General features: G+C 35.8%; 19 protein-coding genes and 4 pseudogenes. 7 read left to right on the top strand and 16 right to left on the bottom strand.

What is annotated here, in order from left to right; translation table 11 throughout:
- The first annotated feature begins 165 nt into the window (after positions 1–165).
- From Q5W13_RS22550 to Q5W13_RS22530, 5 genes and pseudogenes are all read left to right on the top strand, one after another.
- Entirely contained in the window at positions 166–1002 is an 837-nt protein-coding gene (locus tag Q5W13_RS22550; RefSeq protein ID WP_304444609.1) for a glycoside hydrolase family 16 protein, read from the top strand.
- A gap of 543 nt (positions 1003–1545) precedes the next feature.
- Positions 1546–1923 carry a Dps family protein gene (locus Q5W13_RS22545; protein ID WP_304444608.1) on the top strand — a complete coding sequence of 126 codons (378 nt, stop codon included), beginning with the start codon at positions 1546–1548 and terminating at the stop codon, positions 1921–1923.
- Between the two features lie 462 nt (positions 1924–2385).
- Positions 2386–3051 (top strand): succinate dehydrogenase cytochrome b subunit, encoded by a 666-nt coding sequence (locus tag Q5W13_RS22540; RefSeq protein ID WP_304444607.1) that lies wholly within the window; start codon positions 2386–2388, stop codon positions 3049–3051.
- A gap of 4 nt (positions 3052–3055) precedes the next feature.
- Positions 3056–4977, top strand: a pseudogene (locus tag Q5W13_RS22535) (fumarate reductase/succinate dehydrogenase flavoprotein subunit).
- 6 nt (positions 4978–4983) lie between these two features.
- Positions 4984–5729: pseudogene (locus Q5W13_RS22530) on the top strand (succinate dehydrogenase/fumarate reductase iron-sulfur subunit).
- A 117-nt stretch (positions 5730–5846) separates the two neighbouring features.
- Here Q5W13_RS22530 and Q5W13_RS22525 read toward each other — a convergent pair.
- The 15 genes and pseudogenes from Q5W13_RS22525 to Q5W13_RS22455 all read right to left on the bottom strand — a co-directional run bounded on the left by Q5W13_RS22525 (position 5847) and on the right by Q5W13_RS22455 (position 22014).
- Positions 5847–8032 (bottom strand): annotated as a pseudogene (locus Q5W13_RS22525) (B12-binding domain-containing radical SAM protein).
- A gap of 56 nt (positions 8033–8088) precedes the next feature.
- Positions 8089–10041 (bottom strand): YgiQ family radical SAM protein, encoded by a 1953-nt coding sequence (locus tag Q5W13_RS22520; protein WP_304444606.1) that lies wholly within the window; start codon positions 10039–10041, stop codon positions 8089–8091.
- Between the two features lie 297 nt (positions 10042–10338).
- A pseudogene (locus Q5W13_RS22515) lies at positions 10339–10637 on the bottom strand (type II toxin-antitoxin system RelE/ParE family toxin).
- A complete protein-coding gene (locus tag Q5W13_RS22510; RefSeq protein WP_155596734.1) occupies positions 10630–10881 on the bottom strand; it encodes a type II toxin-antitoxin system ParD family antitoxin in 252 nt (83 codons plus the stop codon). Before Q5W13_RS22510 ends, Q5W13_RS22515 begins: the two are co-directional and overlap by 8 nt.
- A 362-nt stretch (positions 10882–11243) precedes the next feature.
- A complete protein-coding gene (locus tag Q5W13_RS22505) occupies positions 11244–12032 on the bottom strand; it encodes an alpha/beta fold hydrolase (protein WP_304444605.1) in 789 nt (262 codons plus the stop codon).
- Positions 12029–12373 (bottom strand): epoxide hydrolase N-terminal domain-containing protein, encoded by a 345-nt coding sequence (locus tag Q5W13_RS22500; protein ID WP_304444604.1) that lies wholly within the window; start codon positions 12371–12373, stop codon positions 12029–12031. Before Q5W13_RS22500 ends, Q5W13_RS22505 begins: the two co-directional genes overlap by 4 nt.
- Positions 12374–12534: 161 nt before the next feature.
- Positions 12535–13599 carry a hypothetical protein gene (locus tag Q5W13_RS22495; RefSeq protein ID WP_304444603.1) on the bottom strand — a complete coding sequence of 355 codons (1065 nt, stop codon included), beginning with the start codon at positions 13597–13599 and terminating at the stop codon, positions 12535–12537.
- 834 nt (positions 13600–14433) lie between these two features.
- Positions 14434–15447 carry an alkaline phosphatase family protein gene (locus tag Q5W13_RS22490; RefSeq protein ID WP_304444602.1) on the bottom strand — a complete coding sequence of 338 codons (1014 nt, stop codon included), beginning with the start codon at positions 15445–15447 and terminating at the stop codon, positions 14434–14436.
- Positions 15448–15609: 162 nt separating this feature from the next.
- Positions 15610–16542 (bottom strand): amidohydrolase, encoded by a 933-nt coding sequence (locus tag Q5W13_RS22485; RefSeq protein WP_304444601.1) that lies wholly within the window; start codon positions 16540–16542, stop codon positions 15610–15612.
- Complete coding sequence (locus Q5W13_RS22480) at positions 16536–17324, bottom strand: amidohydrolase (protein ID WP_304444600.1); 789 nt, start codon at positions 17322–17324, stop codon at positions 16536–16538. The genes Q5W13_RS22485 and Q5W13_RS22480 overlap by 7 nt, the downstream gene beginning before the upstream one ends.
- A 464-nt stretch (positions 17325–17788) precedes the next feature.
- On the bottom strand, positions 17789–18904 hold the full coding sequence (locus tag Q5W13_RS22475; protein ID WP_304444599.1) for a DUF418 domain-containing protein: 1116 nt from the start codon (positions 18902–18904) through the stop codon (positions 17789–17791).
- Between the two features lie 832 nt (positions 18905–19736).
- Positions 19737–20213: a cupin domain-containing protein gene (locus tag Q5W13_RS22470; protein ID WP_034669023.1), complete on the bottom strand. Its 477-nt coding sequence runs from the start codon at positions 20211–20213 to the stop codon at positions 19737–19739.
- A gap of 641 nt (positions 20214–20854) precedes the next feature.
- The gene (locus tag Q5W13_RS22465; RefSeq protein WP_304444598.1) at positions 20855–21268 is read right to left on the bottom strand and encodes a GNAT family N-acetyltransferase; all 414 of its coding nucleotides are present in this window, start codon (positions 21266–21268) and stop codon (positions 20855–20857) included.
- Positions 21269–21503: 235 nt separating this feature from the next.
- Positions 21504–21830: a hypothetical protein gene (locus tag Q5W13_RS22460; protein WP_304444597.1), complete on the bottom strand. Its 327-nt coding sequence runs from the start codon at positions 21828–21830 to the stop codon at positions 21504–21506.
- On the bottom strand, positions 21820–22014 hold the full coding sequence (locus tag Q5W13_RS22455) for a hypothetical protein (RefSeq protein ID WP_304446563.1): 195 nt from the start codon (positions 22012–22014) through the stop codon (positions 21820–21822). The genes Q5W13_RS22460 and Q5W13_RS22455 overlap by 11 nt, the downstream gene beginning before the upstream one ends.
- Positions 22015–22434: 420 nt before the next feature.
- Between Q5W13_RS22455 and Q5W13_RS22450 the strand changes: the two genes are divergently transcribed.
- Together Q5W13_RS22450 and Q5W13_RS22445 are read left to right on the top strand one after the other, a co-directional pair.
- Entirely contained in the window at positions 22435–22701 is a 267-nt protein-coding gene (locus Q5W13_RS22450; RefSeq protein WP_304443425.1) for a transposase, read from the top strand.
- Positions 22686–23543, top strand: a complete 858-nt coding sequence (locus Q5W13_RS22445) for an IS3 family transposase (protein ID WP_368662584.1) — start codon at positions 22686–22688, stop codon at positions 23541–23543. Before Q5W13_RS22450 ends, Q5W13_RS22445 begins: the two co-directional genes overlap by 16 nt.
- Positions 23544–23563: 20 nt before the next feature.
- Here the strand turns inward: Q5W13_RS22445 and Q5W13_RS22440 are convergent, their stop codons facing one another.
- The gene (locus Q5W13_RS22440; RefSeq protein ID WP_304444596.1) at positions 23564–24097 is read right to left on the bottom strand and encodes an AAA family ATPase; all 534 of its coding nucleotides are present in this window, start codon (positions 24095–24097) and stop codon (positions 23564–23566) included.
- Positions 24098–24178: the final 81 nt, after the last annotated feature.

Here is a 24178-nt window from a genome sequence, read left to right as displayed (position 1 = left end):
ATATTAATTCAACTTTTGGGAGTTCGGTATCTAGATGCCAAATGAATATAACATGACTATTCCCTCCATATGTATTCAAATCTTGTAATCACAAATTATTGAACTAAAATAACAATATAGCTACTGTTATAAACTCATATTTAAACTATTTCTCATCTTAATAGTATGAAAAAGAATCTTTTAGGATTTAATATCCTTATTTTGATTGCCTTGATTGTCAGTCGTTGCTCGGAAAATTCTTCAGATGAATTCAAGGATGACGTGGCTCCAAGTGGAATGGAGCAGGATGCTATCGTTAATGATTCGGATAATGAAATGGAACAAGATTCAGTGGCAAATAATCTAGAGGATTTAGATAACGACGCCATAATTTTGGATACTAGGTTACCTGCTGATATAGATTCAACTTATGTTCTGACGTTTGAAGACCATTTCAACCAACTCCCAGGTACGTTGCCTAATGCGGACAAATGGCAGAGTAAACTTCCTTGGGGACCAAGTGTGACGATAAACAACGAGCGTCAATATTATACAGATGTTCTTAATGGAGATCATAACGCACCAAACCCTTTTGATTTTGACGGAAATAGTAATCTAATTATAACCGCTGGCCTAAATTCTCCTGCACAGGTAGAAACTACGGGATTGGATTATTACTCCGGCGTACTAACTGGTGCACAGTCCACTCCGTATAAGGATGGCTATATAGAAGCCAAAATTTGGTATGAACCTGGAGTTGCAGGATTTTGGGGTGCGTTTTGGTTGTTACATCGGTATTACGATAGCCCTCAAGATACAGGCGCCAATGGTAAACGCAGGACCGAAATAGATTGGGAATTTGTGCGAGGACCTTATGGGGAATTTTTAGGTGGTCCTTATGATACAGACGGCATACCTGTGGCGTACCATTACGATGATGGCCAGTGGTCTATATCGGGTGGTGGGTTTAAAGGACCCAACGGCTCTCCCATTTATCTGTACAGTGTGATGGTACAGAGATAACCAACGTAGTAGGTCTTGGACCGGTCAAACAACCCAGTGGCGAAGATTTAGCAGGTAATTGGCACCGATATGCTGTCTGGAAGACAGATAATTTTGTGAAGTGGTATTTGGATGGAGAACTAGTAGCTAGTGTATGTGATCCTGCTATTGTTAGTCAAATAGAGATGTACCCAATTGTTAACATTGCTATTGGCGGTAATTTTCCTATAGTCCACCAAATCCGGAAGACTATCCTACTTCCATGCTAGTAGATTACATATCATTGTGGGAACCACCGGTTAAGTAATACAAAACTCTTCCTAACTATATAAAGTTTCGGTTATTTTAATAATTCATTTTGCCCCAATACTGGTATAAGCAAAACCTATGGGATATGTAACACAAGTTACTATGGACTAGAGGACTAATGGGTAGTTTTGCTTAACGAATTTAAAACATAACGATTATGGAAACCTTAGAATTAAAGTTAGGATTAAGTCAAGATTATAGAATGGATGTTTCAGGAAATTGAACTTTCTTTTAGCAGATTTTCAAATTTATTATATGAACCTAAGAGGTTTGCATTGGAATGCTAAAGGGCGAAGATTTTTTATGTTACACGAAAAGTTTGAAGAACTTTATAATGAGACTAATGATGTGGTTGATGAAATAGCAGAGCGAATTCTGTCAATAGGCGAAAAACCATTACATACTTTTGATGATTATTTGCAAAGCAAAACTATTAGAGTCACTAAGAATATTTCTGATGGGGACCTTGCTGTTAATTCAATATTAGATAACTTAAATGAACTATTAATTCAAGAACGGGATATTTTAGAGGTTGCTTCGGAAAATAACGATGAAGGCACAGCTTCTTTAATGAGTGATTTGATTGCAGGTCAAGAAAAATTAATTTGGATGCTAACTGCTTATCTAAGTTAGATCTACATTTAAACATTATAAAAAAAGCAAAAATCTAGCTAGATTTTTGCTTTTTTTTATTTCGTAATTTTCATGGAAGTCAAAATTATATGAATAGTAAAAGGATATTTTATGTTTACTGCTTGAAATAGTTTCTTGGTTTTATGAGTAGAGAGTAGAACCAGATTTAATACTTATAAATGCATTACAAAACACTATTTTTTTTTTAGGTTTTATAAAGTCGTAGAAGACTTCAAATTAAATAACTGCCATTTTTGCGAATCTCATATTTAAAAGCATGAATTTTTAGTGTCATAATTCGCCTTTTTGAGCAGGGTCATATATCTTAGTGTACCTTTTAACAGCTTAAGGTTTCAGACCTTTAAGTGTTTTCTTCCTGATTGTATTTTTTATTCGGGGTATTGCGATGGAAAGTATAGGGATTACGGTCATAGACAAGTCTAAATAAAAAATGATATCATAATGTGGTACGTTAAAAATGCATTGACGCGAAAGAATTTAATGGCCTTAACGGGCCTGTTCCTTTCCTTTTTCCTTATCATTCATTTATTGGGTAATCTTCAGCTATTATTGCCAATAGAAGAAGCCAGACTACAGTATAACTGGTATAGTCATTTGCTGGCAGGTAATATCGTTATAAAAGTGATATCTATTGTTCTCTACGCGTGCATTTTATTGCATACCATAGATGCCATTTACATGAGCCTTAAAAGTAAAAAGGCCAATGGACCGGGCTATGCCAAGGATAAACGGGGAAGAGCAAGTAAATGGTACGCTCGCAATATGATGTTTTTGGGAAGTATTATTTTTCTCTTTTTGGTTATACATTTCAAAGACTTTTGGTACCATTATAAATTTGGAGAAATGCCTCTGGATGAAAATGGAAACAAGGATTTATATACGCTGGTCATTGCCGCATTTGACCAACTGTGGTACGTTATATTATATGTCTTAGCTATAATAGCCTTAGGATACCATTTGTTGCACGGAGTATTCAGTGCACATAGAACACTGGGGCTTTATCATCCTTTATATTCCAAAATAGTAAAGTTTTTAGGAATGGCATACGCTGGTATTATGACTGTGGGCTATATCATTATACCTGTTTTTATTTATCTAAACCGTTAAGTAGATGAAAAATTCTTTGAATACTAAAATCCCGGAAGGACCACTTAGTGAAAAGTGGAACACTTATAAAAAGAAAGCTAAATTGGTTAGTCCCAATAACCGAAAAAAGCTGGAAGTTATAGTGGTAGGAACAGGTTTGGCAGGAGCATCTGCGGCAGCTTCACTGGCTGAGATGGGTTATAATGTAAAGAGTTTCTGTTTCCAAGATTCACCTAGAAGGGCGCACTCTGTAGCCGCACAGGGTGGTGTAAATGCGGCAAAGAATTATAAAAACGATGGGGATAGCGTATACAGGATGTTTTATGATACGCTAAAAGGAGGTGATTTTCGCTCTCGGGAAGCAAATACGTATCGCCTTGCAGAATGTTCGGCTAATTTAATAGATCAGGCAACCGCCCAGGCGTCCCATTTGCAAGGGAATATAGCGGTTATCTCAGGAACCGTTCGTTTGGTGGTGTTCAGGTATCCAGAACCTTTTACGCAAGGGGCCAGACAGGGCAACAGTTATTATTGGGTTCTTATCAGGCTTTAATGCGGCAGGTCAATACAGGAAAAGTCAGCTTGTACGCTAGACACGAAATGTTAGATCTTGTGCTTATTGATGGTAAGGCAAAGGGGATTATCGCTAGAAATTTAGACACTGGAAATGTGGAGCGTCACGGAGCACACGCTGTGGTACTGGCTACCGGAGGTTTTGGTAAAATCTATTACCTATCAACATTGGCAATGGGCTGTAATGTTTCTGCCATCTGGAGGGCGCATAAAAAAGGAGCGTTTATGGCCAATCCCAGCTGGACACAAATTCACCCTACCTGTTTGCCACAAAGTGGGGAATACCAATCTAAACTCACTTTAATGTCCGAATCGTTACGGAATGATGGTAGGATATGGGTGCCGAAGGATAAAAACGAAACCCGAAAAGCCAACGACATTCCGGAAGAGGAAAGAGATTATTATTTGGAACGCAAATATCCCGCTTTTGGGAATCTAGCGCCCAGAGATATTGCTTCTAGATCGGCCAAAGAACAGATTGATGAAGGAAAGGGTGTTGGGGAACTTAAAAATGCTGTTTACCTAGATTTTTCAAGGGCACTAAAAGAATATGGCAAGGATGTTATTGTAGAACGCTATGGCAACCTGTTTTTGATGTATAAGAAAATAACCGACATTGATGCTTATTTGGAGCCGATGAAAATTTCTCCTGCAGCCCATTTTTCCATGGGAGGGCTTTGGGTAGACTATGAGCTAATGACAACAATTCCAGGGCTTTTTGCCATAGGAGAAGCTAATTTTTCGGATCATGGCGCAAACCGGTTGGGAGCTAATTCACTATTGCAGGCTTGTGTAGATGGATATTTTGTTTTGCCTTATACCCTTCAGAATTTTCTTGCGGACGAGATTAAGAATCCAAAAACAGATATTAATCATCCTGAATTTGACAAGGCAGAAGAGGCCGTTAAAAGACAGATGGAAGGATTTCTTGCAACCAAGGGTAACAAAACTGCAGAAGAATTCCATAAGGTATTGGGAAGCGAACTTTATGATAAATGTGGTTTATCCCGATCTAAAGAAGGTCTTGAAAAAGCTATCGAGAACATCAGAGAATTACGAAAAGAATTTAAGGAGAATCTTATTGTACCCGGTAATGCTTCAGAAGTAAACAGCGAACTTGAAAAAGCCGGTAGGGTAGCGGATTATATGGAAATTGCGGAACTGATGTGTGTTGATGCGTTACAGAGAGAAGAATCTTGCGGAGCACATTTTAGAATAGAATATCAAACCGAGGAAGGAGAAGCCAAACGAGACGATGCTAATTTTTGCTATTCCTCTGCTTATGAATGGAACAAGAACCCGTCTACACCAATATTGAATAAGGAGAACTTGACTTTTGAAACAGTAACACCTTCCGTGCGAAGCTATAAATAAAAGAGAATGAAAATACACTTAAAAATATGGCGACAAAAGGATAGCCAAAGCAAGGGAGTATTTAAAGAATATATTTTGGATGATGTTCACCAAGAAATGTCCTTTTTGGAGATGCTAGACACGTTAAATATAAAACTGGTTAAGAAAGGGGAACACCCTGTAGAGTTTGACCATGATTGTAGAGAAGGTATTTGTGGACAGTGTGGAGTCATGATAAATGGCATAGCACACGGTCCTTTAAAAAATACGACTACCTGTCAGCTTCATATGCGTTCTTTCAAGGATGGAGATACCATATATGTAGAACCTTTTAAAGCAGCCGCTTTTCCCGTTGTAAGGGACCTAAAAATTAACCGCTCGTCGTTAGACCATATTATTACCTCGGGAGGTTATGTGTCCGTAGATACCGGGCAGGCTCCGGAGGCCAATACCATACCAATTACCAATGAAATTGCAGAAGCTGCTTTTGACTCTGCTGCTTGCATTGGTTGTGGTGCCTGTGTGGCTAGTTGTAAAAACTCTAGTGCTGCTTTGTTTACAGGTGCTAAGATTACCCAATTAGAACTTTTGCCTCAAGGTCAAAAAGAAACAAGAAAAAGGGTAGTGGCTATGGTCAATCAGATGGAGGAAGAAGGTTTTGGACATTGCACCAATACCGAGGCTTGCTTAAGGTAGAGTGTCCTGAAGACATTTCAGTACTTAATATCGCGAGGATGAATTACGAGTATAACAAGTCCAAAATACTAAACTAAAATGATCACCTTGTATTTTGAAAATCAGCGGTTCTATTTCAGGAAAAACCATCAATAATTTTCTATCAACGTAATACCTTGTGGGCTTACCCCGAGGTAGTTTACTATATTATTTGATTACACCGCTAACAAACCAAATTCCTTTAAATGATTTATTGGTTTAGAGAACCAAAAAAGTTCAAAATTCTCAAAGTCTTTTTCAAAATTCGTTTTTAAGCTTTTAAAAGAAGGTAAAACATCTGCCGAGGGCATAAGATTAGGAAGCTGGTTTAAAAACCACGTTCCTTCTTCTAACTCTAGTGTAATGGCAATAGTTTCCTGTTTATCGTAAAATGTAAGGCTTAGCATCTCCCAAGATTTTCCTCGCTTTGTTTTTGTAATGACGTTGGAATTAGGTTCGCCACCTATCCAAACAATTTTAGCGTTAGGCTTAACCTTAAATTCAACAGGGGTGTTTAACGAATCTTCAATAAAATAAGGTTCAATTTGAGTTTGGGGAATAGTAAAATCAAACCAATCTTGTATAGGCATATCAAAACCAATACCGTGCATAAAATTAAAAAGTGATTTTTTTAGCCCAAAACTAAATATACCATGGTCAATACCGGTATTATCTTTAAACTGAACATCGTTATTTGCAAAAGTAATATCCTCATAAGTAGGTACAATACCATAATCATGGGGAGCTAATCCTATAGGACTATGCGCAGTTAAGGCAAATTGATGCCAAAAACCAGATTGGATAATACCCAACTGAAACAACTGTCTGACCATTTCTAAGCTATCTACCGTTTCTTGAACGGTTTGGGTAGGATAGCCATACATTAGGTAACTATGCACCATAATATTAGCGCTCGTAAAATTGCGCGTAACCTGTGCTACTTGTTCCACAGTAACCCCTTTATCTATTAATTTTAATAACCGATCAGAGGCTACTTCTAAACCTCCCGAAATTGCAATACAACCAGATGCTTTTAAGAGTAGACACAAGTCTTGGGTGAAATTTTTCTCAAACCTAATATTCGCCCACCAAGTAACGCTAAGATTCCTTTTTAAAATCTCTAGAGCCAAAGCTTTCATTAAAGATGGCGGAGCAGCTTCATCTACAAAATGGAAACCGTTTTCGTTAGTTTGCGCAATAACTTCCTCCATCCGGTCTACCAAAATACGCGCTGCAACAGGCTCATAAATTTTGATGTAGTCTAAAGAAACATCGCAGAAGGTGCATTTTCCCCAATAACAGCCATGTGCCATGGTTAATTTGTTCCAACGGCCATCGCTCCAAAGGCTATGCATAGGGTTTGCTACCTCTATTACAGAAATATAGGTATCTAACAGTAGGTCTGAGTAATCTGGCGTGCCTACTTCGCTATGTTTATAATCTGGTTTGGTACTATTGTTTTTATACGTAACAACACCGTTTTCTAGTAAAAAGGTGCGTTTTAGCTTCGTTTCTGAGTTATTTATGCAATAATTCGTCAATAATTCAACAGGTAACTCTCCATCGTCCAAACTAATAAAGTCAAAAAAACTAAAAACCCGGGCATCAGAAATAGACCGTAATTCGGTATTAGGAAAACCACCACCCATTGCAATTTTTGTGGAAGGAAAATTATTTTTTATATGTTCTGCGCATCTAAAAGCACTATACAAATTTCCATAAAAGGAACCGAAAAACATACCAATTTGGGCTGTACTTTGGTTAAATGCTCGTGCAGAGTAGATATAGTAAGTTCGTCTATATAAGATAGATCATCTTGTAAGGCCTCATACAACTCATCAAAAGAATTTGCACTGCGCCCTAATCGCTCTGCATAGCGACTAAAGCCAAAATTAGGGTCGATACATTCCACCAAAAAATCGGATAAATCTTCTAAATACAAGGTAGCCAAATGTTTAGCTTTGTCCTGCATACCCATAGTACCAAAGGCCCAGTCTAAATCGTCTAACTGATTAAAACGAGATGCTTCCGGTAAAAATCCATCGGTACAAATCTGCCTTGCTAAAGTTTCATTTTTACCTTGTAAAAAAGAAATTACCGCTTCTATAGAATTTAAATATGCATGGCGCAACCCGTAAATACGCTCACAATTTTCTGATACAACAGTTTTGTTTTCAAAAGCACTATCAAACAAAAACTGTAATTCTTTTCTAGTAAAAAGCGTATTAATAACTTCAATACCAAGGTCTAATTGAAAACTTGAAATCTTTTTAGTATTTAAAAAACCTTTGAGGTATGCCGTTGCAGGGTACGGTGTGTTTAGTTGTGTAAATGGTGGGGTAATAAGTAAAAGGTCTTTCAAAATAGAGACATGTTATAACGCTAGAGCTATGTTTAGTAAGGAGATTAGCCTATAATTTAACGTTTCTTCTTTTTAGACCTATGACTGCTTTTTTGACGTGAATGACTAGAAGGAATAGCATCATCAAACGTGTTTTTAACGGCTACAGGTTTAACGCTTTTCCAAGTCTTATTCTCTTTTTCAGGTACTAAAACATCTACTAAATCTTTTCTGCCCAATTTATTTAAAGTATTTCTAATCCAATCTTTATTTCCTTTTTTATACCAAAAAAAGAAGCGATGTTGTTCATCCTTTTCTTTTTTGGATTTTGGGGTTTTAGTAGGCTTTAAAGTATAGGGATGATAACCACTATAATAAATTACCGTTGCAACCGTCATAGGAGTAGGAGTGAAGCCTTGTACTTGCTCTAACTGAAAGCCCATATCCTTAGTTTCTGCAGCTAGGTTTGCCATATCTTCTACTTCACAAGCCGGGTGGTTTGAAATAAAGTAAGGAATAAGCTGAAGTTTTAAATTCTTCTTAATATTGATTTTGTCAAAACGCTCTTTAAACTTATGAAAGTATTGAAAAGAAGGTTTCCGCATCAATTTTAAAACCGGGTCAGATGTGTGTTCTGGTGCAACTTTTAAACGTCCAGAAATATGTTTTGTCATCACCTCTTCCGTATAATCATCTAATTCTTTTGCATCTGCATTCTTGTTGAATTCAGGCACCAACATATCATGACGAATACCACTACTAATAAACGATTTTTTTATTTTTGGATTTTTATCTATGGCTTGGTATAATTCGGTTAGCGGTTTATGAGAAGTGTCTAAATTGCTACATATTACAGGTGAAATACATGAAGGAGCAACACATTTATCGCAAATGGATTGTACTTTCCCTTTCATTTGATACATATTAGCAGAAGGCCCTCCAATATCTGATAGGTAGCCTTTAAAATCAGGCATATTAGCAACTTTGTCTACTTCCCTTAATACAGACTCTTTACTTCTACTAGCTATAAATTTACCTTGATGTGCTGAAATTGTACAGAAACTACAACCTCCAAAACAACCACGGTGAATGTTAATAGAAGTCTTGATCATTTCAAACGCGGGGATTGGCCCACGCTTATTATATTTTGGATGTGGTAACCGTGTGTAGGGTAAATCAAAAGAAGCATCGATTTCTTTTTCAGTCATTGTTGGGTATGGTGGATTGATTACCAACGTTCTGTCTTTTACCCCTTGAAAAATTCGTCTTGCTTTAAGTTTATTGGATTCTTGCTCTATAATTTTAAAATTAGAGGCAAACTTTTTCTTATCCTTTAAACAGACTTCATGCGATACAATTTCTACATCTTCCCAATTTTTATTTTTAGGAATGGATTCATCTTTATGTACTAAAAAAGCAGTTTGTTTTATGGTTCTTAAGCTTGAAAAAGGCACTCCTTTTTGCAAAAGCTTAACCACTTCTCGCAAAGGTTGTTCACCCATACCATAAACCAACATATCAGCTTTGGAAGTTTCTAGTATGCTCGGCATTAGCTTATCACTCCAATAATCGTAGTGAGTAACCCGCCGCAGCGAAGCTTCAATTCCACCTATTAAGACTGGAATATCAGGAAACTTATCTTTTAAAATATTAGAATAAACAGATGTAGCATAATCAGGTCTAAATCCTTTATCACCATTTGGTGTATAGGCATCTTTATCTCTACGTTTCTTACTCGCTGTATAATTGCTTACCATAGGATCCATACAACCACCAGTAACGCCAAAAAATAATTTTGGTGTCCCTAATTTCGTAAAATCTTGCAAATCATCGGTCACACTTGGTTGTGGAACGATAGCCACTTTTAAGCCATAACTTTCTAAAATACGACCAATTACAGCTGGCCCAAATGAAGGGTGGTCTACATAAGCGTCTCCGCTAAATAGAATAACATCTAATTCCTCCCAACCCCGAATTTTAACTTCTTTGTTCGTAGTTGGTAGCCAATCTGTAAGTTTGTTCGTTTGCATATGGAAGCAAAGATACGGTTAAATTGGGTTTTGCAAGGTTACACTTCAATCCAGCAGGGTAAAATTTGCTCAGTAGTTCAATAAGAGTTTTTGAAATATTGAAAAACTAAAGATTTTGGTCTTTAGATTATGGCATTAGCAGTTTGGCTAAGCGTAGTGGGGTAGTAAGGGAACTTTTCGTTTCCGTATGCGCACGAAGCTAAAGCTTATTGTTTTTCTTTCTTTCTTTCTTTCTTTCTTTCTTTCTTGTCCAAAGCTAAACCCCACATTAATTATAGACATTTTTGTGTGTAGTTTTTATTCCGCTATTCTTTTCTTTAAATCCATTCTTTCATGTAATATTCTTGTTATCTCAACATAATCTTCATTCAAAGCTCTGTAGAATATTATATGTCGATTTGCTTTTAGTCCTAGAAGTTGCTTCGATATACCTTCGCAGTTTTTCCTAACTCTGGATTTTCAGCAATTTCTTCAAAGTTAGAAATCAGCCCACCGTAGTATTTGTCAGCTTGTTTTTCAGACCATACCTCAAAAGTATAATCCCAAATCTTTGATAAATCCTCGACAGCTTTATTGGTCAGTTTATATTCAGCCATTCGAGTGCTTTTTCGCTTTTAAAGACTCCAAATGTTTTTTTGGGTCAAAGTCGTGAGCAATTCCGCTGTCGATACCTTCTTTAATTGCATTTTTTAAGGCGATAACTTTACTTTCTTCTTCCTCTAAAAGTCGAAGTCCAGCACGTATAACTTCACTAACGTTTTTAAATCTTCCTTCGCTTATACTATTTTGCACAAATTGGTCAAAATAATTTCCGAGTGATACTGATGTGTTTTTGTTCATTTGATAACTATTTACTTCAAATATACCAAAAATTGGTATATTAATAAAATGTTTCTCAAATAGCACATAATGGTCCGGGTACATCTTCCGGAAGGCGCAGCCTGCCGAGTGAAAGATAGCTGTGACTTCTGGAATATACGCCCAGTTGTGTGTAGATATCTAAAATTATGTAATAAAGTTGGCAAAAGCGAAACAGCCTCAATAAAAGTCACGGCATTGCGTATAAGAATCGTAGGATAGGTGATAAGCACTTTTATTTCGGTTAATTATTTAGCAGACTTTGCAAATAATCATAAAACTTCGAATTTAGCGCAAACCGCCCTGCGTTTTTTATACATTGTTGTGCATAGTGTTTTTCTCGATTAGTTCAGTTTTTCGAAAAATTTTATTATATCATCCGCTAACAATTTTGGTTGTTCCAATGCAGGGAAATGACCTCCTTTGGGTAAATCTGTCCAATGAACAATGTTTAACCCTTTTTCAATATATTCTCTGGGTGGCGTAGGAATCTCTTTTGGGAATTTAGCAAATCCGACTGGAATATTGATAAAATCATTTTTTCTAAATTTCAGAGGATTAAGACTAATTTCGTGATACATTCTAATAGAGGAATGTATGGTTTGCGTTAGCCAATATAGAGTCACATTTGCCAATAGTTCTTGTTTTGTAAAACTATTTTCTATGTTTCCGTTATTGTCACTCCAAGCATTGAATTTTTCAATAATCCAACTACAAAGTCCAATAGGAGAATCATTTAATCCATAAGCTAATGACAATGGTTTTGTACTTTGGATAGTAGAATAAGCACCTTCTTGTTCATTCCATTCTTTAAGGTGCTTTCTGAATTTAATTATGTCGGTAGTGGTATCATTGTTTTCTTTAAGATATGGTTCATAGGAATCGGAAATATAATTCAAATGTAAACCGATAATATTTTCAGGATATTTTTGTGCAATTTTTATGCTAATTCCTGCTCCAATGTCTCCGCCTTGTAGGGCGTATTTATTGTACCCAAGTTTAATCATTAGTTTATGCCATAGGTCAGCATTAAAACCATAATCACTTCCATTTTCTATTGGCTTTTCTGAAAAACCAAATCCAATTATGGAAGGGATAACTATATTAAAAGATACGTTGTCAGATTCTGTCAAATATGGTATGATTTTAAACATTTCAAGAAATGAACCATAGGCCAACCGTGAGTTATTATGATTGGAATGGCATTTTCATTTTTACTTTTAATGTGAAGAAAATGGATTTTATTCCCATCAATGTTTGCGATAAAATTTGGAAAGGAATTTATTTTTTTTTCTATGGTTCTCCAATCAAATTCATTTTTCCAATAGTCTACTAATTCTTTTATATATGATAGGCTTGTTCCGTATTTCCAATCAGAATTTTCAATTTCATCAGGCCATCTAACTTTTTGGATTCGTTCATTCAAATCGTCAAGTTCGGATTGAGCTATATTTACCTTAAATTGTTCAATCATTTTGTTTTTGCCGCGTTATGCCCAGTTTTGTGTAGTTATCTAAAGTAGGTAAGTAAAGTTGTCAAAAGTAAAATAGCCTTTAGGTCGTTTCCATCAACGGTTAGTGTATGGTGTCCTACCTGACGATAAGAAGTTGTTGCAAAGAGTAACATTGATTATAGTTATTTTGCTAATAGTAATTCCAAAGCTTCCTTTAAATGTTTCCTCCACGCTGTATGCACATCATCAAATGCAACAACATTAGCACCTTTAGTCTTAAGAAATTCAATTTCATCTGTCGTTAGTTTCCCAACATTCAAATCCTTTAAGGCATGATAATAAATTACATTGGATAGGTCAGTGTTTTTTAACAATTCGGAATATCGCTTATAACCATAAGCAGCAGCAATCTTGTGTGAATTAATCATCATTAAATCCTCAGCTTTTTGTTCCACCTTTGTACTAATAGCATCTTCTTCAAAACCAGCGTCAATTCCTTCAGAATATGCCCTCCAAACGTCTTCCGCAATATCTAACCTACCTGCCATCAGTAAATATCCGTCTGCAATATTACCAAACTTGGAAATATAGTCTTGCCCTGCAAAACAACCATACGAAATACCTACAATAAGGACCTTTTTATTTTCAGACTTAAAATAACTAACAAGCTCATTCAACATTTCGGAAGTTTTTATTCCCAACATTTTGGCTTGTTCAAATGACATTTCTTCCTCTAACATCATTTGAGGCTCTATAGTCTGGGCTTGATGACTATTTATAAAGAAGTATTTATTTTCATCAATTCCTCCATTCTCCTTAAAAATAGCTTTCACTTCATCCGTAAACAATCTAGGAAAAGGACCTCCTTGTGTAATAAGTACTATTGTGTCACTTTTTGAGTTTCCAAACGAATATCCTAATTTCTTCAACTTTTCTGGCATGCCTTCATAGGCTATGGATATGTTTTCTGTTTTTACTTCTGCTTTAACAACTACAAGTATCTTATGATTTCCATCCTTGTCAACAAACATTTGAGGTGTCAATTTTTTCTGCATCACTAATGGAATAACCTCCTTAAATGTTGTAGGTGTTCCGTCTTCATAAAATACCAATCCGACATTAGACGGTGGATTTTTCATTAATTCCTCATAAGAAATTAAACGCAAACTATCTGGAACAAACGAGTAGTTTTGGGCATTACATAGTGCAGATGTGAAAATGAAGATTACAAATATTAGATTTTTCATATGGTTTGTTTGATTATTCTCTATAACAGTTTGAGTATGAAACGTAGCGTGTAAAAAAGTACGATTTTTCGGGTAAATACAGAGCCGAATTTTTTATGTTTTACTATTTATTTTTATGAAAAATCGTCAAGTTTAAAAATTTGGCGACTTTCCAAAAGTGCCTTCAGCTGTTCCGGCATCAAGCCAACTTGTAAGAACAAGCATGGGGACATTTGATAAAGAAAAAGGAGTATTAATAAAAATTTTTTAGCTGTCATTCTCTAGTTGAGTTAAATGGAGCATAGCGGTTTCGGCTATGATCAGTGTGGGGCAGTGATTTACGGTTCCCATTTCGCCACAGCTTGAAGCCAAATTTTTTTATTTTCCCGGTTAAAAGCAAAAGCCAATCTCGATAGCTATCGGGGTTGTTGCCTTTATAAAAATACAAAATTCCTGCGATTAAGGCCGAAGCCCATATTTTTTATAGGTTGTGTTATCTGCTGCCTTTATCTTATAGTTCTTGTTTGTTTTTTACTCTTTCAAAACGCTTTCGATTTGATGTATATCTCCATCAATTAATTTTGGGATTTCTAAGCCTAATATCTTACACATTAATGGATAGAGATGAATGTTTTTTATGGAAGGTATTTCGTAACCATTTTTAAAAGCTGGACCCTTTGCATAAAATATCCCATGCATTTCTTTGTATTTGCTATCATAGCCATGAACTCCAAAGGTTGTAACACCTTCTTCGATAAGAGCGTCTTTGCGTCTTTGATTCCAAAAATGATAACCGTAATCCGGTATTAATTGTATTGCACCCCAGTTTTTATTTTTAGGGATGTACTCAAAACCTTATGTGTTTTCAGTTTTATATGCTTTGAAATTATTTTCCTTAGTTCTTAAATACTGTAGTACAGTATCTATTTCCACATCTTTTTTGGGATGAATATTTACTATTGTACCATTTTCAATCGTCATGAACAAGTCATCGTTTTCGATGGAATCTATGGGAATGATTTTGTTAGTAGACTGATTTCCCATGCCATGGTCAGAGACTATCATCATATTTACAGGAAGTCCAGTTTCTGATACTCCTTTAAACAAATCGCCTAAATTTTTATCCAAATTAAACAATGCCGTTTTCAGTTTGTCGTCATCATTAGTACCATAATCGTGTCCAACTTTATCCATATCACCAAAATACAAAGTGATTAAATGCGGTCTGTTTTTCTCATTCAAGTTCAACCAATGTATTGCTTGATCAACTTTTTCATCATTTTTAACGCCAATATCAAATGTATAATAGTACGTAGGTCTTATTCCTTGAATAGCTGCTTCGGTACCTACAAAAAAATAACTGGCAGTGACAATATTTGCCTTACTAGCCTCTACCCAAATAGGTGAACCTCCATAAAAGCTTCCATCTTCTGCCATTCCCGGACTTCTTTTATTAAAGAGCGTGTCCTTCTTATAATCATAAAATATATTCCCTATAATTCCATGTTTATCAGGATAAAGCCCGGTAGCGATGGTATAATGATTTGGAAAAGTCTTAGTAGGAAATGAGGGTATCAAAGATTCTGCCTTAACACCTTCTTTGATGAATGCACTCAAATTTGGCGGCTGATATTTTTCTACATAATCCCATCTAAAACCATCAAGGGAAATTAAGATTAAATAAGGCTTTTCTTGAGCAGTTTTTGAGTGTGTATTCGCATTGGAATTAGATGGACTCACTATTTTTTTATTACAGGAACTCCATAAAATCATTCCCATAATAAAAACTGATGTAAGTAATACTTTGCGTAAGAAGGGTAGACCTAGCAATAAACTATATACTCTGTTCGGCACAGTTAGTAATTTCATTTTTTTCAATAGCCCTATCGTTATACGTTTCCCAAGAAGAATGTTCAGTCAGGTTTTCATTCTGTATAATTTGAAAATATCGATTGCGAATTTACCTTAGCTTAGGTTTCTACTTTCAAACCCATCCACAATAATCAACTTCCAACATCGATTAGGGAATATTTAATCAATTTTTTCATCATCAAAAACTATTTCGCCTCCAATAATCGTCTTGGTGACCTTAGTTTCCAAGATTTGATTTTCCGGAATGGTCATAATATTTCTGTCAAGTATGGTGAAATCTGCCCATTTTCCAACTTCTATACTCCCTTTGTCATTTTCTTGAAATGCCGCATAGGCAGCATCCAATGTATAAGATCTGAGCGCTTGATTCCTTGTCATTTTCTGTAGCGGTTCGTAACCACCATCAGGCATTCCTTTTAGAGTTTTTCGGGATACTGACGCATAAAAGCCAGCCATAGGATTAATGGGTTCTACGGGTGCATCGGTTCCGTTCACAATCTTTGCTCCAGACTTCAATAAGGTCTGCCATATATAGGCACCTTCCGTAATACGTTTCTCTCCTAGACGATCAATGGCCCAAGGTCTATCCGATGACATATGAATAGCCTGCATTGCTAGAATAACATCCAATTCAGCAACCCTAAGAATGTCCGCTGGGTCAAAATGTTGGGCATGTTCTATTCTAAATCTCGCATCTTTTGGACTATTTGTAGATTCAGTCTTAAATGTGTTCTCGTAAATATCCAAAACCTCACGAGTTGCCCTGTCGCCTATGGCATGTATACCCACTTGAAAACCATTTTTATAGGCCTTATTGACAATTTTATCAATATCCTCTAACGGTGTAACATTATGACCATGCTCTCCGGGTGCATCCGTATACTCTTCCAATAATAAGGCGCCTCTTGAACCTAAAGCCCCATCTGCCATTAGTTTAATAGAACGGATGGTTAGTTGATTGTCATATAAGTTCTCTTGAATACCTTTCTTAAAAGAATATTCAAGAAGTTCAGGTTGGGTTCCGCGAAGCATAACATACAGCCTTAGTTTAATTAGGTTTTGTGAGGCCATTTCTTCATAAAGGTTTACCATGTAGCCCCCGAACCTGCATCATGAAATCCGGTGATACCATTTTTATAGCACTCTTCTAAAGCTAGAATTAATGTCTCTTTTACATCTTCCTTTGTAGGTTCAGGTAAAAACTTGAACACTAAATCTCCTGCAGTTTCATTAAGAATTCCGGTTGGTTCACCATTTGAATCTAAAACTATTCCGCCGCCATCTGGTTGAGGCGTCTTTGAATTGATACCTGCAATATCCATCGCTTTATGGTTTATAATTATGACATGTCCAGAAGCATGTACTAGAATAACAGGATGATCTGGCACAGCAGCAGATAATAACTTATTTGTAGGATACCCATTGATTAATGTAGGTTGTGTATCCCACTTATCATGATGCCAACCAGTAGCTACAACCCATTCTCCTTTCGGTGTGCTTTTTGCTTTTTTTGCCACTCTCTCAATGGCCTCCTCATAACTCTTAGTTCCTCCCAAGTCAACTTCCAATAAATTATTTCCAATACCATACAAATGGGCATGCCCCTCTATTAAACCAGGGATCATGGTCTTGCCCTTTAAATCGAAGAGTTGGGTTTTATCCCCTTTTAACTTCATGACAAGTTCCTTACTTCCTACAGATAGAATTGAATCGGCTCTTACGGCAACAGCTTCCACCATTGGGCTGTTATCGTTCATGGTATAAATCTCTCCGTTAAAATAAATTTGATCTGCTAATGCGCCAAGTCCACTGGTTTGTGCCTTTGAGCTTACAGTTATCAGTAAAAAGAAAATAATTAATTGGGTTGGTTTCATTTTGAGTTGGTTTGGAGTCCAAGATGATTAGACTTGTTTAAACTTTGGTTATAGATATTTAATTGTGCCTAACAGTCCGGGGGGGATATCTTCCGGAAGACGCAGCCTACCGAGGGAAAGATTGCTGTGACTTCTAGAATATATGACAGTTGTGTGTGGTTGTCTAAAATAAGTAGTAAAGTTGATAAAAGCAAAAGAGCCCTAATTAAAATTGCGGCATGCGCGGACCGTTGTGGGAAATGGGTGCTACGGGAGTCGTGAAAAGATGCTATTTATCGAGTATGTGTTTTTTGCAGCGGAGTAACATGGCCTTTATGTCATTTCCCTAACGTTAAGCATAAGAATAGTAGCCGACTGCGTGGCACTTACCTTATAGTTACAAGAAAGTTGAAGCGGACTACAAACCTAGAATTTACTACTATTTAGGCTATTATTTTATACATAGTTACCATGCGTTAATTCCATCATTTGGCTGAATAGTTATTTGGATAACGGATATCTATCCTCTTTTTATAAGTCAGGCTACGCCAAATCCATTCCAAGGGGCCAAATTTGAAATGTCTTAACCAGATATGGCTAAGAATAATTTGTATTACTAAAATAAGAATAGCAATACCTGATGTATGCAGTAAACCGATTTTACCAATTAAGTTAAATCCAAAATTGTAAAATATAATTATCATGATTATAGTCTGAAACAGGTAATTGCTCAGAGCCATTCTCCCCACAGGAATTAAATATCCAAATGCTTTTTTACCTATAGAAGTTTGAACAACTTTAGATATGGAAGTTATGTAGAAAATGCACATAAATATTTGGCCGGCTAATACTAAGAACTTATAAAGCATATTTAATGGAGTTGATGGGAACATATAGGAACTTCCACCAATTATTTTAGCTGAAAAAGTAGCCAAAAGACCTACGATTAAACTGGTTATTAATAATGATGATTTTGTTTTTTTTGTAAACAATTCAATTGAAGCGAAATAGTAACCAAGAAGAAAAATTCCAAGGAATTTAAAATAACCGCCTGATGGAATATAACCTAAGTATTTCCAGACAAGATTATGAATGTTTAAAAAGAATAGGTCTACAATTGAACCATTCTGGAATGTACTTATAACTGCTTCAACGGTCATATCCGGATATTGAACATGCGCAAGGGCAGCCGTTTTATCAGGACTAGCAGAACTTAAAGCCTCAGAAAATGGCAAGAGACATAAATCGATTAAAAGTGGAAACAGCAGGAAAAATATCGACCAGAGAATAAGGTTTTTTGACTTGACATTCCGGAATAAAATGAGGATAAAACCAAATATCGAATAGACAAGTAAAATGTCTCCAAACCAAATTAAACTGTGCAAAAATCCTATCAATAACAGAAAAAATAGTCTTCTTCTATATGTTTTTAAAAAATTAATAGAATCTTCTTTGTTCTTTTCATATTGAACATAGAACCCAACAGCAAAAAGAATTGAGAAGAGAGTGTAAAACTTTCCTGTGATTATGACATCTAAAAACGAATATAATTTTTCATCTAACTGAAAGTCAGTTATTTGTTTAAGGTCATCAAATGGCATAAAAAAGTATCCGCTAAAAAATCCCATGTTCATGAAAATGATTCCGAGTAAAGCGAAACCTCTTAGGATGTCTAGAATTTCAATTCTTTGTTTAGGTTCTATTGGTTGGTTAGAGGTCATTGGTTCAATATTTTATTTGAAAGAGAAATTATATTCTTGGCAAAAATTTCAATAACGTGGTTTTGACCTTAATGCATGGTAACGTCTCTGTATAAGAAACGTAGGGCAGGTGATAAGCACTTTCGCTTCGGTTTATTGCTTAGCTAAATATAAATATTTCACTTTTATTTTTTCTACTACAATCGCCAAATTTTATATTTAGCGGACTTTGTAAATAAATACAGATCTTTTGATTAAGCGCCAAAGCCCTATATTTTTTATACTATGTTATAAGCTGGCTTTTAATTCGTTTTGCAAAGAAGCAATACTGTCTTTCCATATTGACTTTCAGAATTACACCAATTCAGCTTACTAGCTACTTGTTTTCATAATTAGATTTAACAAAATCTACTTCACTATATTTTGCATTTACCCAATTCAATTCATTTTTTTCAGCCTGCTTAACTGTTGCTTTGCTCATTTTAGTTTCTTGTTTTTTCAGCTTGATTACAACGGCTCGGCTAAGAACAGTACGGGAGCAAACTGGCGTTTGCTTTCCGTTCAGCGATTAGCCGAAACCTTTTGTTTTGGTTTTATTTTTTTCTTTTAAAATCCCAAAATCCAATTGTTTTGGCGGACTTCATAAAAATACGCAAGCCATTCGTCAAAACCCGTAGCCCGTATTGTTTTTAGGCATTGTTGTACGCTGGCATTTCCGTCCGAGTGTGTTATTTCAATTACCCTTTAGTTTTTCGGCTACTTCATCATAATACTCCTGCGTAACTACTTCAGTCCAAGAAGTTGGTTGTCCACCACCATATAAAGCTAAATATGTTACATCACTAAATTTGGTAGAAGAATGCCAATGTTCAATGTCTTTCTCACATTTAATTACATCGCCTTTTTTCAAAATTACAGGCGCAGTTCCTTTCTCCTGATAATATGCTTCTCCATCTACAATTATTAAGACTTGCGCAGTTCCATGTTTATGCCAGTCCAAGGTCGAGTTAGCTTTAAAAGTTGCTTTTGTAATATTATAACCCAATTCCTCATCATCGTGGATAATAGCATTCAACCAAGCTTCTCCGATATAATGAGTATTTGGTGCTTTTGTTCCTTCCGTTAGATAGGAGGATACCTTGTAATCTGAGTTTTGGGAAAATACAGATACAGAGGTTAAAAGTAATAGGAGGAAAATTGATTTTTTCATTTTCTTGATGTTCATATATTTCTTGTTTGTTCCGATTTTCATGCTTGCGTACAACGGTCCGGGTATATCTTCCGGAAGGCGTAGCCTACCGAGTGGAAGATTGCTGTGACTTCTGGAATATATGCCCAGTTGTGTGTAGTTATCTAAAGTAGGTAGTAAAGTTGGCAAAAACAAGATGGCCTTTATAAAAGTCGCGGCATACCCGGACCGTTGAGGGAAATGAGTGTTACGGGAGTCGTGAAAAAACAGCTATTCATGCAGTACGTGTTTTTTTGCAGCGGAGTAACACGGCCTTTAGGTCATTTCCCTCAACGTTCAGTATAAGAAACGTAGGGCAGGTGATAAGCACTTTCGTTTCGGTTTATTACTTAGCTAAATATAAATATTTTGCTTTTATCTTTTCTATTATAAACGCCAAATTTTATATTTAGCGGACTTTGTAAATATTCACAGACCTTTCGGTTAAGCCACAAATGCCCTATGTTTTTTATACATTGTTAGCTTTTAGTACTTTTTCCGTTTATAATTCATTCTTTTTTATTAAAATTCAACGCAGAAATTCAGTCAGGTTTTGAGTGATGAATTTTTGTTTTTTCTATTCAATTTCGTTTTTTATTTATTAGAAATTCATTGGTGTATAATCAATCTAATATTTTCTCCATTATAACATATTCAATTCCACCTTTTATGAATTTATTACCTGTTAAAACCATTCCGAATTTAGTGTAATATTTAGACTTATCAATTCGAGCATTGCACCATATTTTATTGAGGTTATTATGCTTAACAATATTCATAATCTCTTTTAATAATACTGTGCCAAAACCTTTTCCCTGATAATCAGTTAGTGTTGCAAATTTTCTAAACTGAGCTTCTTTATTTACGATAAACAAAGAAATCACAGAAATCATTTTATCATTAATGAATAAACCAAAGTGTCTTCCTTTATCGTCATTTGATATTCGTACGTAATCAATTGATTTAGAAGGCCACATAACTTTATGGCGAATGTTTAAGGTTTCTTCAGATGTTATTTCTGCAATTTTTGCTTCCATTAATATTTAGAATTGTTTTTGTATTAAAGCTAACGTCTCGGCTAAGCGTAGTGCGGTAGTAAGGAAACTTTTCGTTTCCGTCTGCGCACGAAGCTAAAGCTTTTGGTTTTGATTTATTTTTTTCTTGTCTAAAGCTAAATCCCAAAGATTTAGCGACTTTATAAATATACACAGACCTTTCGATTTTGCCCTAAAGTCCGCATTACGTTTAGGCATTGTTGTACACAGGCTTTTTTTACGTTTCTGCTTGGGCTTTATATTTTTCCACAAACTCTTTTGCGTCTCTCATATTTTCGGGATATGTCGCATAATTGGCTAGAACCGTAACTCCTCTAACTTCATAAATCCGTTTGTAAACGTGTTCATAGAGAAAGCCCCTTTCCATCAAAAATTTAGCAACTTCCCATTTCTTCGTATCCTTTTGTTTTGGTGGTCTGAATCTATGAGTTACTTGTTTCATTAATTTTCCGCAATCTGGACATTTTGATTCTCGAATATTATTTAAGTCCGTTCCTTGATTGAACGCTTTCTTACAATCAAAACAAACGTTTTTATAACCCATTTTCTGGTCGGTTTATTAGTTTGTTGAAATCCTTTTCTCCAAGTTCAGTTTTAATCAAGTCAGAGTTCAAATTCACAATTTGCCTTAAACTCAAATATTCGGTCTTTTTTTCGTTCCAAAAGTTCGTTGGGATTTTTGAAACAGCAATTAATAAATCGCCGGCATAAAAATCTCCTTCGGCTATAACGTTTTGTTTCAGTTTATTAAGTGCAACTCCAATGATATGCTCAAGTCCGATTTGTTGGAAACTAATAATCGAATCTGTTCAACACTCAATTTCGAGATACTGACTTTTCGATATTGATGACACTTTTCAACCAATTCCGTCGGATATTCGGAAAGCTCTTTCCAAATATTATTTTCCAACTGTTCGATTGAATTTGTTTCCATTCGCTACTTTTTTCAGCTTGTGTACAACGGTCCGGGTATATCTTCCGGAAGGCGCAGCCTACCGAGTGGAAGATTGCTGTGACTTCTGGAATATATGCCCAGTTGTGTGTAGTTATCTAAAGTAGGTAGTGTAGACTTCCCCTTATTGTAGGCTTCCCTAAAAATAGGACAGTTCATAATTCGAATTTACTAACTTTAAATTCAAACTGTCACGATGAAAAACAGCAAGTTTAGCGAGAGTCAGATTATCAAGGCTCTAAAGGAGAATCAACAAGGAAGATCCGTTGGCGATGTTTCAAGAGAACTGGGAATAGATAAAAGCACATTTTACTACTGGCGCAAGAAGTACGGTGGTATGGAGCAACAGCAACTTAAACGGCTTAAGGAACTGGAAGATGAGAACAACAAGTTAAAACAGATGTACGCTGATGTTAGTTTGGATAATAAGATGCTGAAGGACGTACTATCAAAAAAGTTCTAAGGCCTTCCGACAAGAGAGTTCGTGCAAAGTATCTCATCGAACAATATGTAATTCCCATCGTGCGTGCCTGTAGTGTGGTAGGCTTAAGCAGGTCAATGTGGTATTACCAGAGTAAAAGAGACGATAGCGAGGTTATCGATAAACTGACCGAGCTGGCAGAAGCCTATCCTACCAGAGGTTTTGACGAGTATTACTACAAGATCCGTCGTGAAGGTCTAAAATGGAACAGAAAGCGTGTATTGCGAGTATATCGTGATATGAAGCTCAGCCTTAGGCGTAAACATAAGAAGCGTTTGATAAAACGCATAAAGCAACCTTTGGAAACTCCGTCGACCCTTAATGAATGTTGGAGTATGGATTTTATGAGCGATGCCCTTATAGATGGAAGAAAACTGCGTGTGCTCAACGTCATAGATGATTGCAACCGTGAAGCTATAGCGATCGATGCAGGACTCTCATACCCAGCTAGAGCGGTGGTGGAAACATTGGAAAACCTCAAAGAAGAAATAGGGACACCTCAATATGTTCGGTGCGATAACGGACCTGAATTCATATCTAGGACCTTCATGAACTGGTGCACGAAAAACCATATAGAAATTAAATATACACAACCCGGAAAACCAATGCAGAATGGTTACATAGAACGTTTCAATCGCTTCTTCAGGGAAGACATACTGGATGCCTATTATTTTAATGATATCCATCAACTTCAAAGGATAAGCGACAACTGGAGAGAGGACTATAATTTTAATCATCCACATAAATCCTGGGCAACAAATCACCTAAAGAATACATGCCCAGGTTTGATGAAGAATTTAAATTCTTCATCAAACCTGACCTAAATAATAATTATTTATCGAATTTAGAGGTGTCCTAATAAGGGGAAGTCTACATTTTTAGGGAAGCCTACATTTTTAGGGAAGCCTACATTGCTATTATAATTGTATACTAATTCTTCTGAACTAAAATTTTCTCCAGTTCTTCTATCTTCCCAGTATTTAGGATGAACTTTTCTTAAATAATTCGAACTTCTAGCAATTCTCCTTGCAATTATTTCTATTTGTTCTCTATCATATTGAAATAATCGAATAGACTTAAATGACTTACCACTTTTATTTACTTGTTTTAGACTTAATGATGGTAATTCTTCTTCTTTTAATTCTCTGGTAAGAATCCATTTTGTGCTATCTTCAAATTCGAAAATCATTTCGTCAAATGCAACATTTGTAAAATATAAATAGTGTCCTTTAAAAAAGGCTTCTATCATTTCTAACATAACGGTTTTTCCTAATCCATTTTCTCCAATGATTATTGTAATTCCTATGTCATTATTAATAACGATTGAATGTTCGAAAACACCAAATAGTTTATTTACTGTAATTTTATTTATTTTCATTTGGTTTGTTTTAAATGACAGCTAACGTCTAGGCTAAGCGTAGTGCGGAGGCAAGGGAACTTTTCGTTTCTATCTGAGCAC

The sequence above is a fragment of the Zobellia laminariae genome, from assembly GCF_030553095.1.
Classification (GTDB): Bacteria; Bacteroidota; Bacteroidia; order Flavobacteriales; family Flavobacteriaceae; genus Zobellia; species Zobellia laminariae.
Note: the sequence above shows the minus strand (reverse complement) of the source record. Positions and strands in the feature narration are given on the sequence as shown.

Coding starts and splice junctions, on each gene's coding strand:
- Q5W13_RS22550 (WP_304444609.1), top strand. CDS start 166: ATGAAAAAGAATCTTTTAGGATTTAATATCCTTATTTTGATTGCCTTG.
- Q5W13_RS22545 (WP_304444608.1), top strand. CDS start 1,546: ATGAACCTAAGAGGTTTGCATTGGAATGCTAAAGGGCGAAGATTTTTT.
- Q5W13_RS22540 (WP_304444607.1), top strand. CDS start 2,386: ATGTGGTACGTTAAAAATGCATTGACGCGAAAGAATTTAATGGCCTTA.
- Q5W13_RS22520 (WP_304444606.1), bottom strand. CDS start 10,041: ATGCAAACGAACAAACTTACAGATTGGCTACCAACTACGAACAAAGAA.
- Q5W13_RS22510 (WP_155596734.1), bottom strand. CDS start 10,881: ATGAACAAAAACACATCAGTATCACTCGGAAATTATTTTGACCAATTT.
- Q5W13_RS22500 (WP_304444604.1), bottom strand. CDS start 12,373: ATGATTGAACAATTTAAGGTAAATATAGCTCAATCCGAACTTGACGAT.
- Q5W13_RS22495 (WP_304444603.1), bottom strand. CDS start 13,599: ATGAAAAATCTAATATTTGTAATCTTCATTTTCACATCTGCACTATGT.
- Q5W13_RS22490 (WP_304444602.1), bottom strand. CDS start 15,447: ATGAAATTACTAACTGTGCCGAACAGAGTATATAGTTTATTGCTAGGT.
- Q5W13_RS22485 (WP_304444601.1), bottom strand. CDS start 16,542: ATGGTAAACCTTTATGAAGAAATGGCCTCACAAAACCTAATTAAACTA.
- Q5W13_RS22480 (WP_304444600.1), bottom strand. CDS start 17,324: ATGAAACCAACCCAATTAATTATTTTCTTTTTACTGATAACTGTAAGC.
- Q5W13_RS22475 (WP_304444599.1), bottom strand. CDS start 18,904: ATGCCATTTGATGACCTTAAACAAATAACTGACTTTCAGTTAGATGAA.
- Q5W13_RS22470 (WP_034669023.1), bottom strand. CDS start 20,213: ATGAAAAAATCAATTTTCCTCCTATTACTTTTAACCTCTGTATCTGTA.
- Q5W13_RS22465 (WP_304444598.1), bottom strand. CDS start 21,268: ATGGAAGCAAAAATTGCAGAAATAACATCTGAAGAAACCTTAAACATT.
- Q5W13_RS22460 (WP_304444597.1), bottom strand. CDS start 21,830: ATGGGTTATAAAAACGTTTGTTTTGATTGTAAGAAAGCGTTCAATCAA.
- Q5W13_RS22450 (WP_304443425.1), top strand. CDS start 22,435: ATGAAAAACAGCAAGTTTAGCGAGAGTCAGATTATCAAGGCTCTAAAG.
- Q5W13_RS22440 (WP_304444596.1), bottom strand. CDS start 24,097: ATGAAAATAAATAAAATTACAGTAAATAAACTATTTGGTGTTTTCGAA.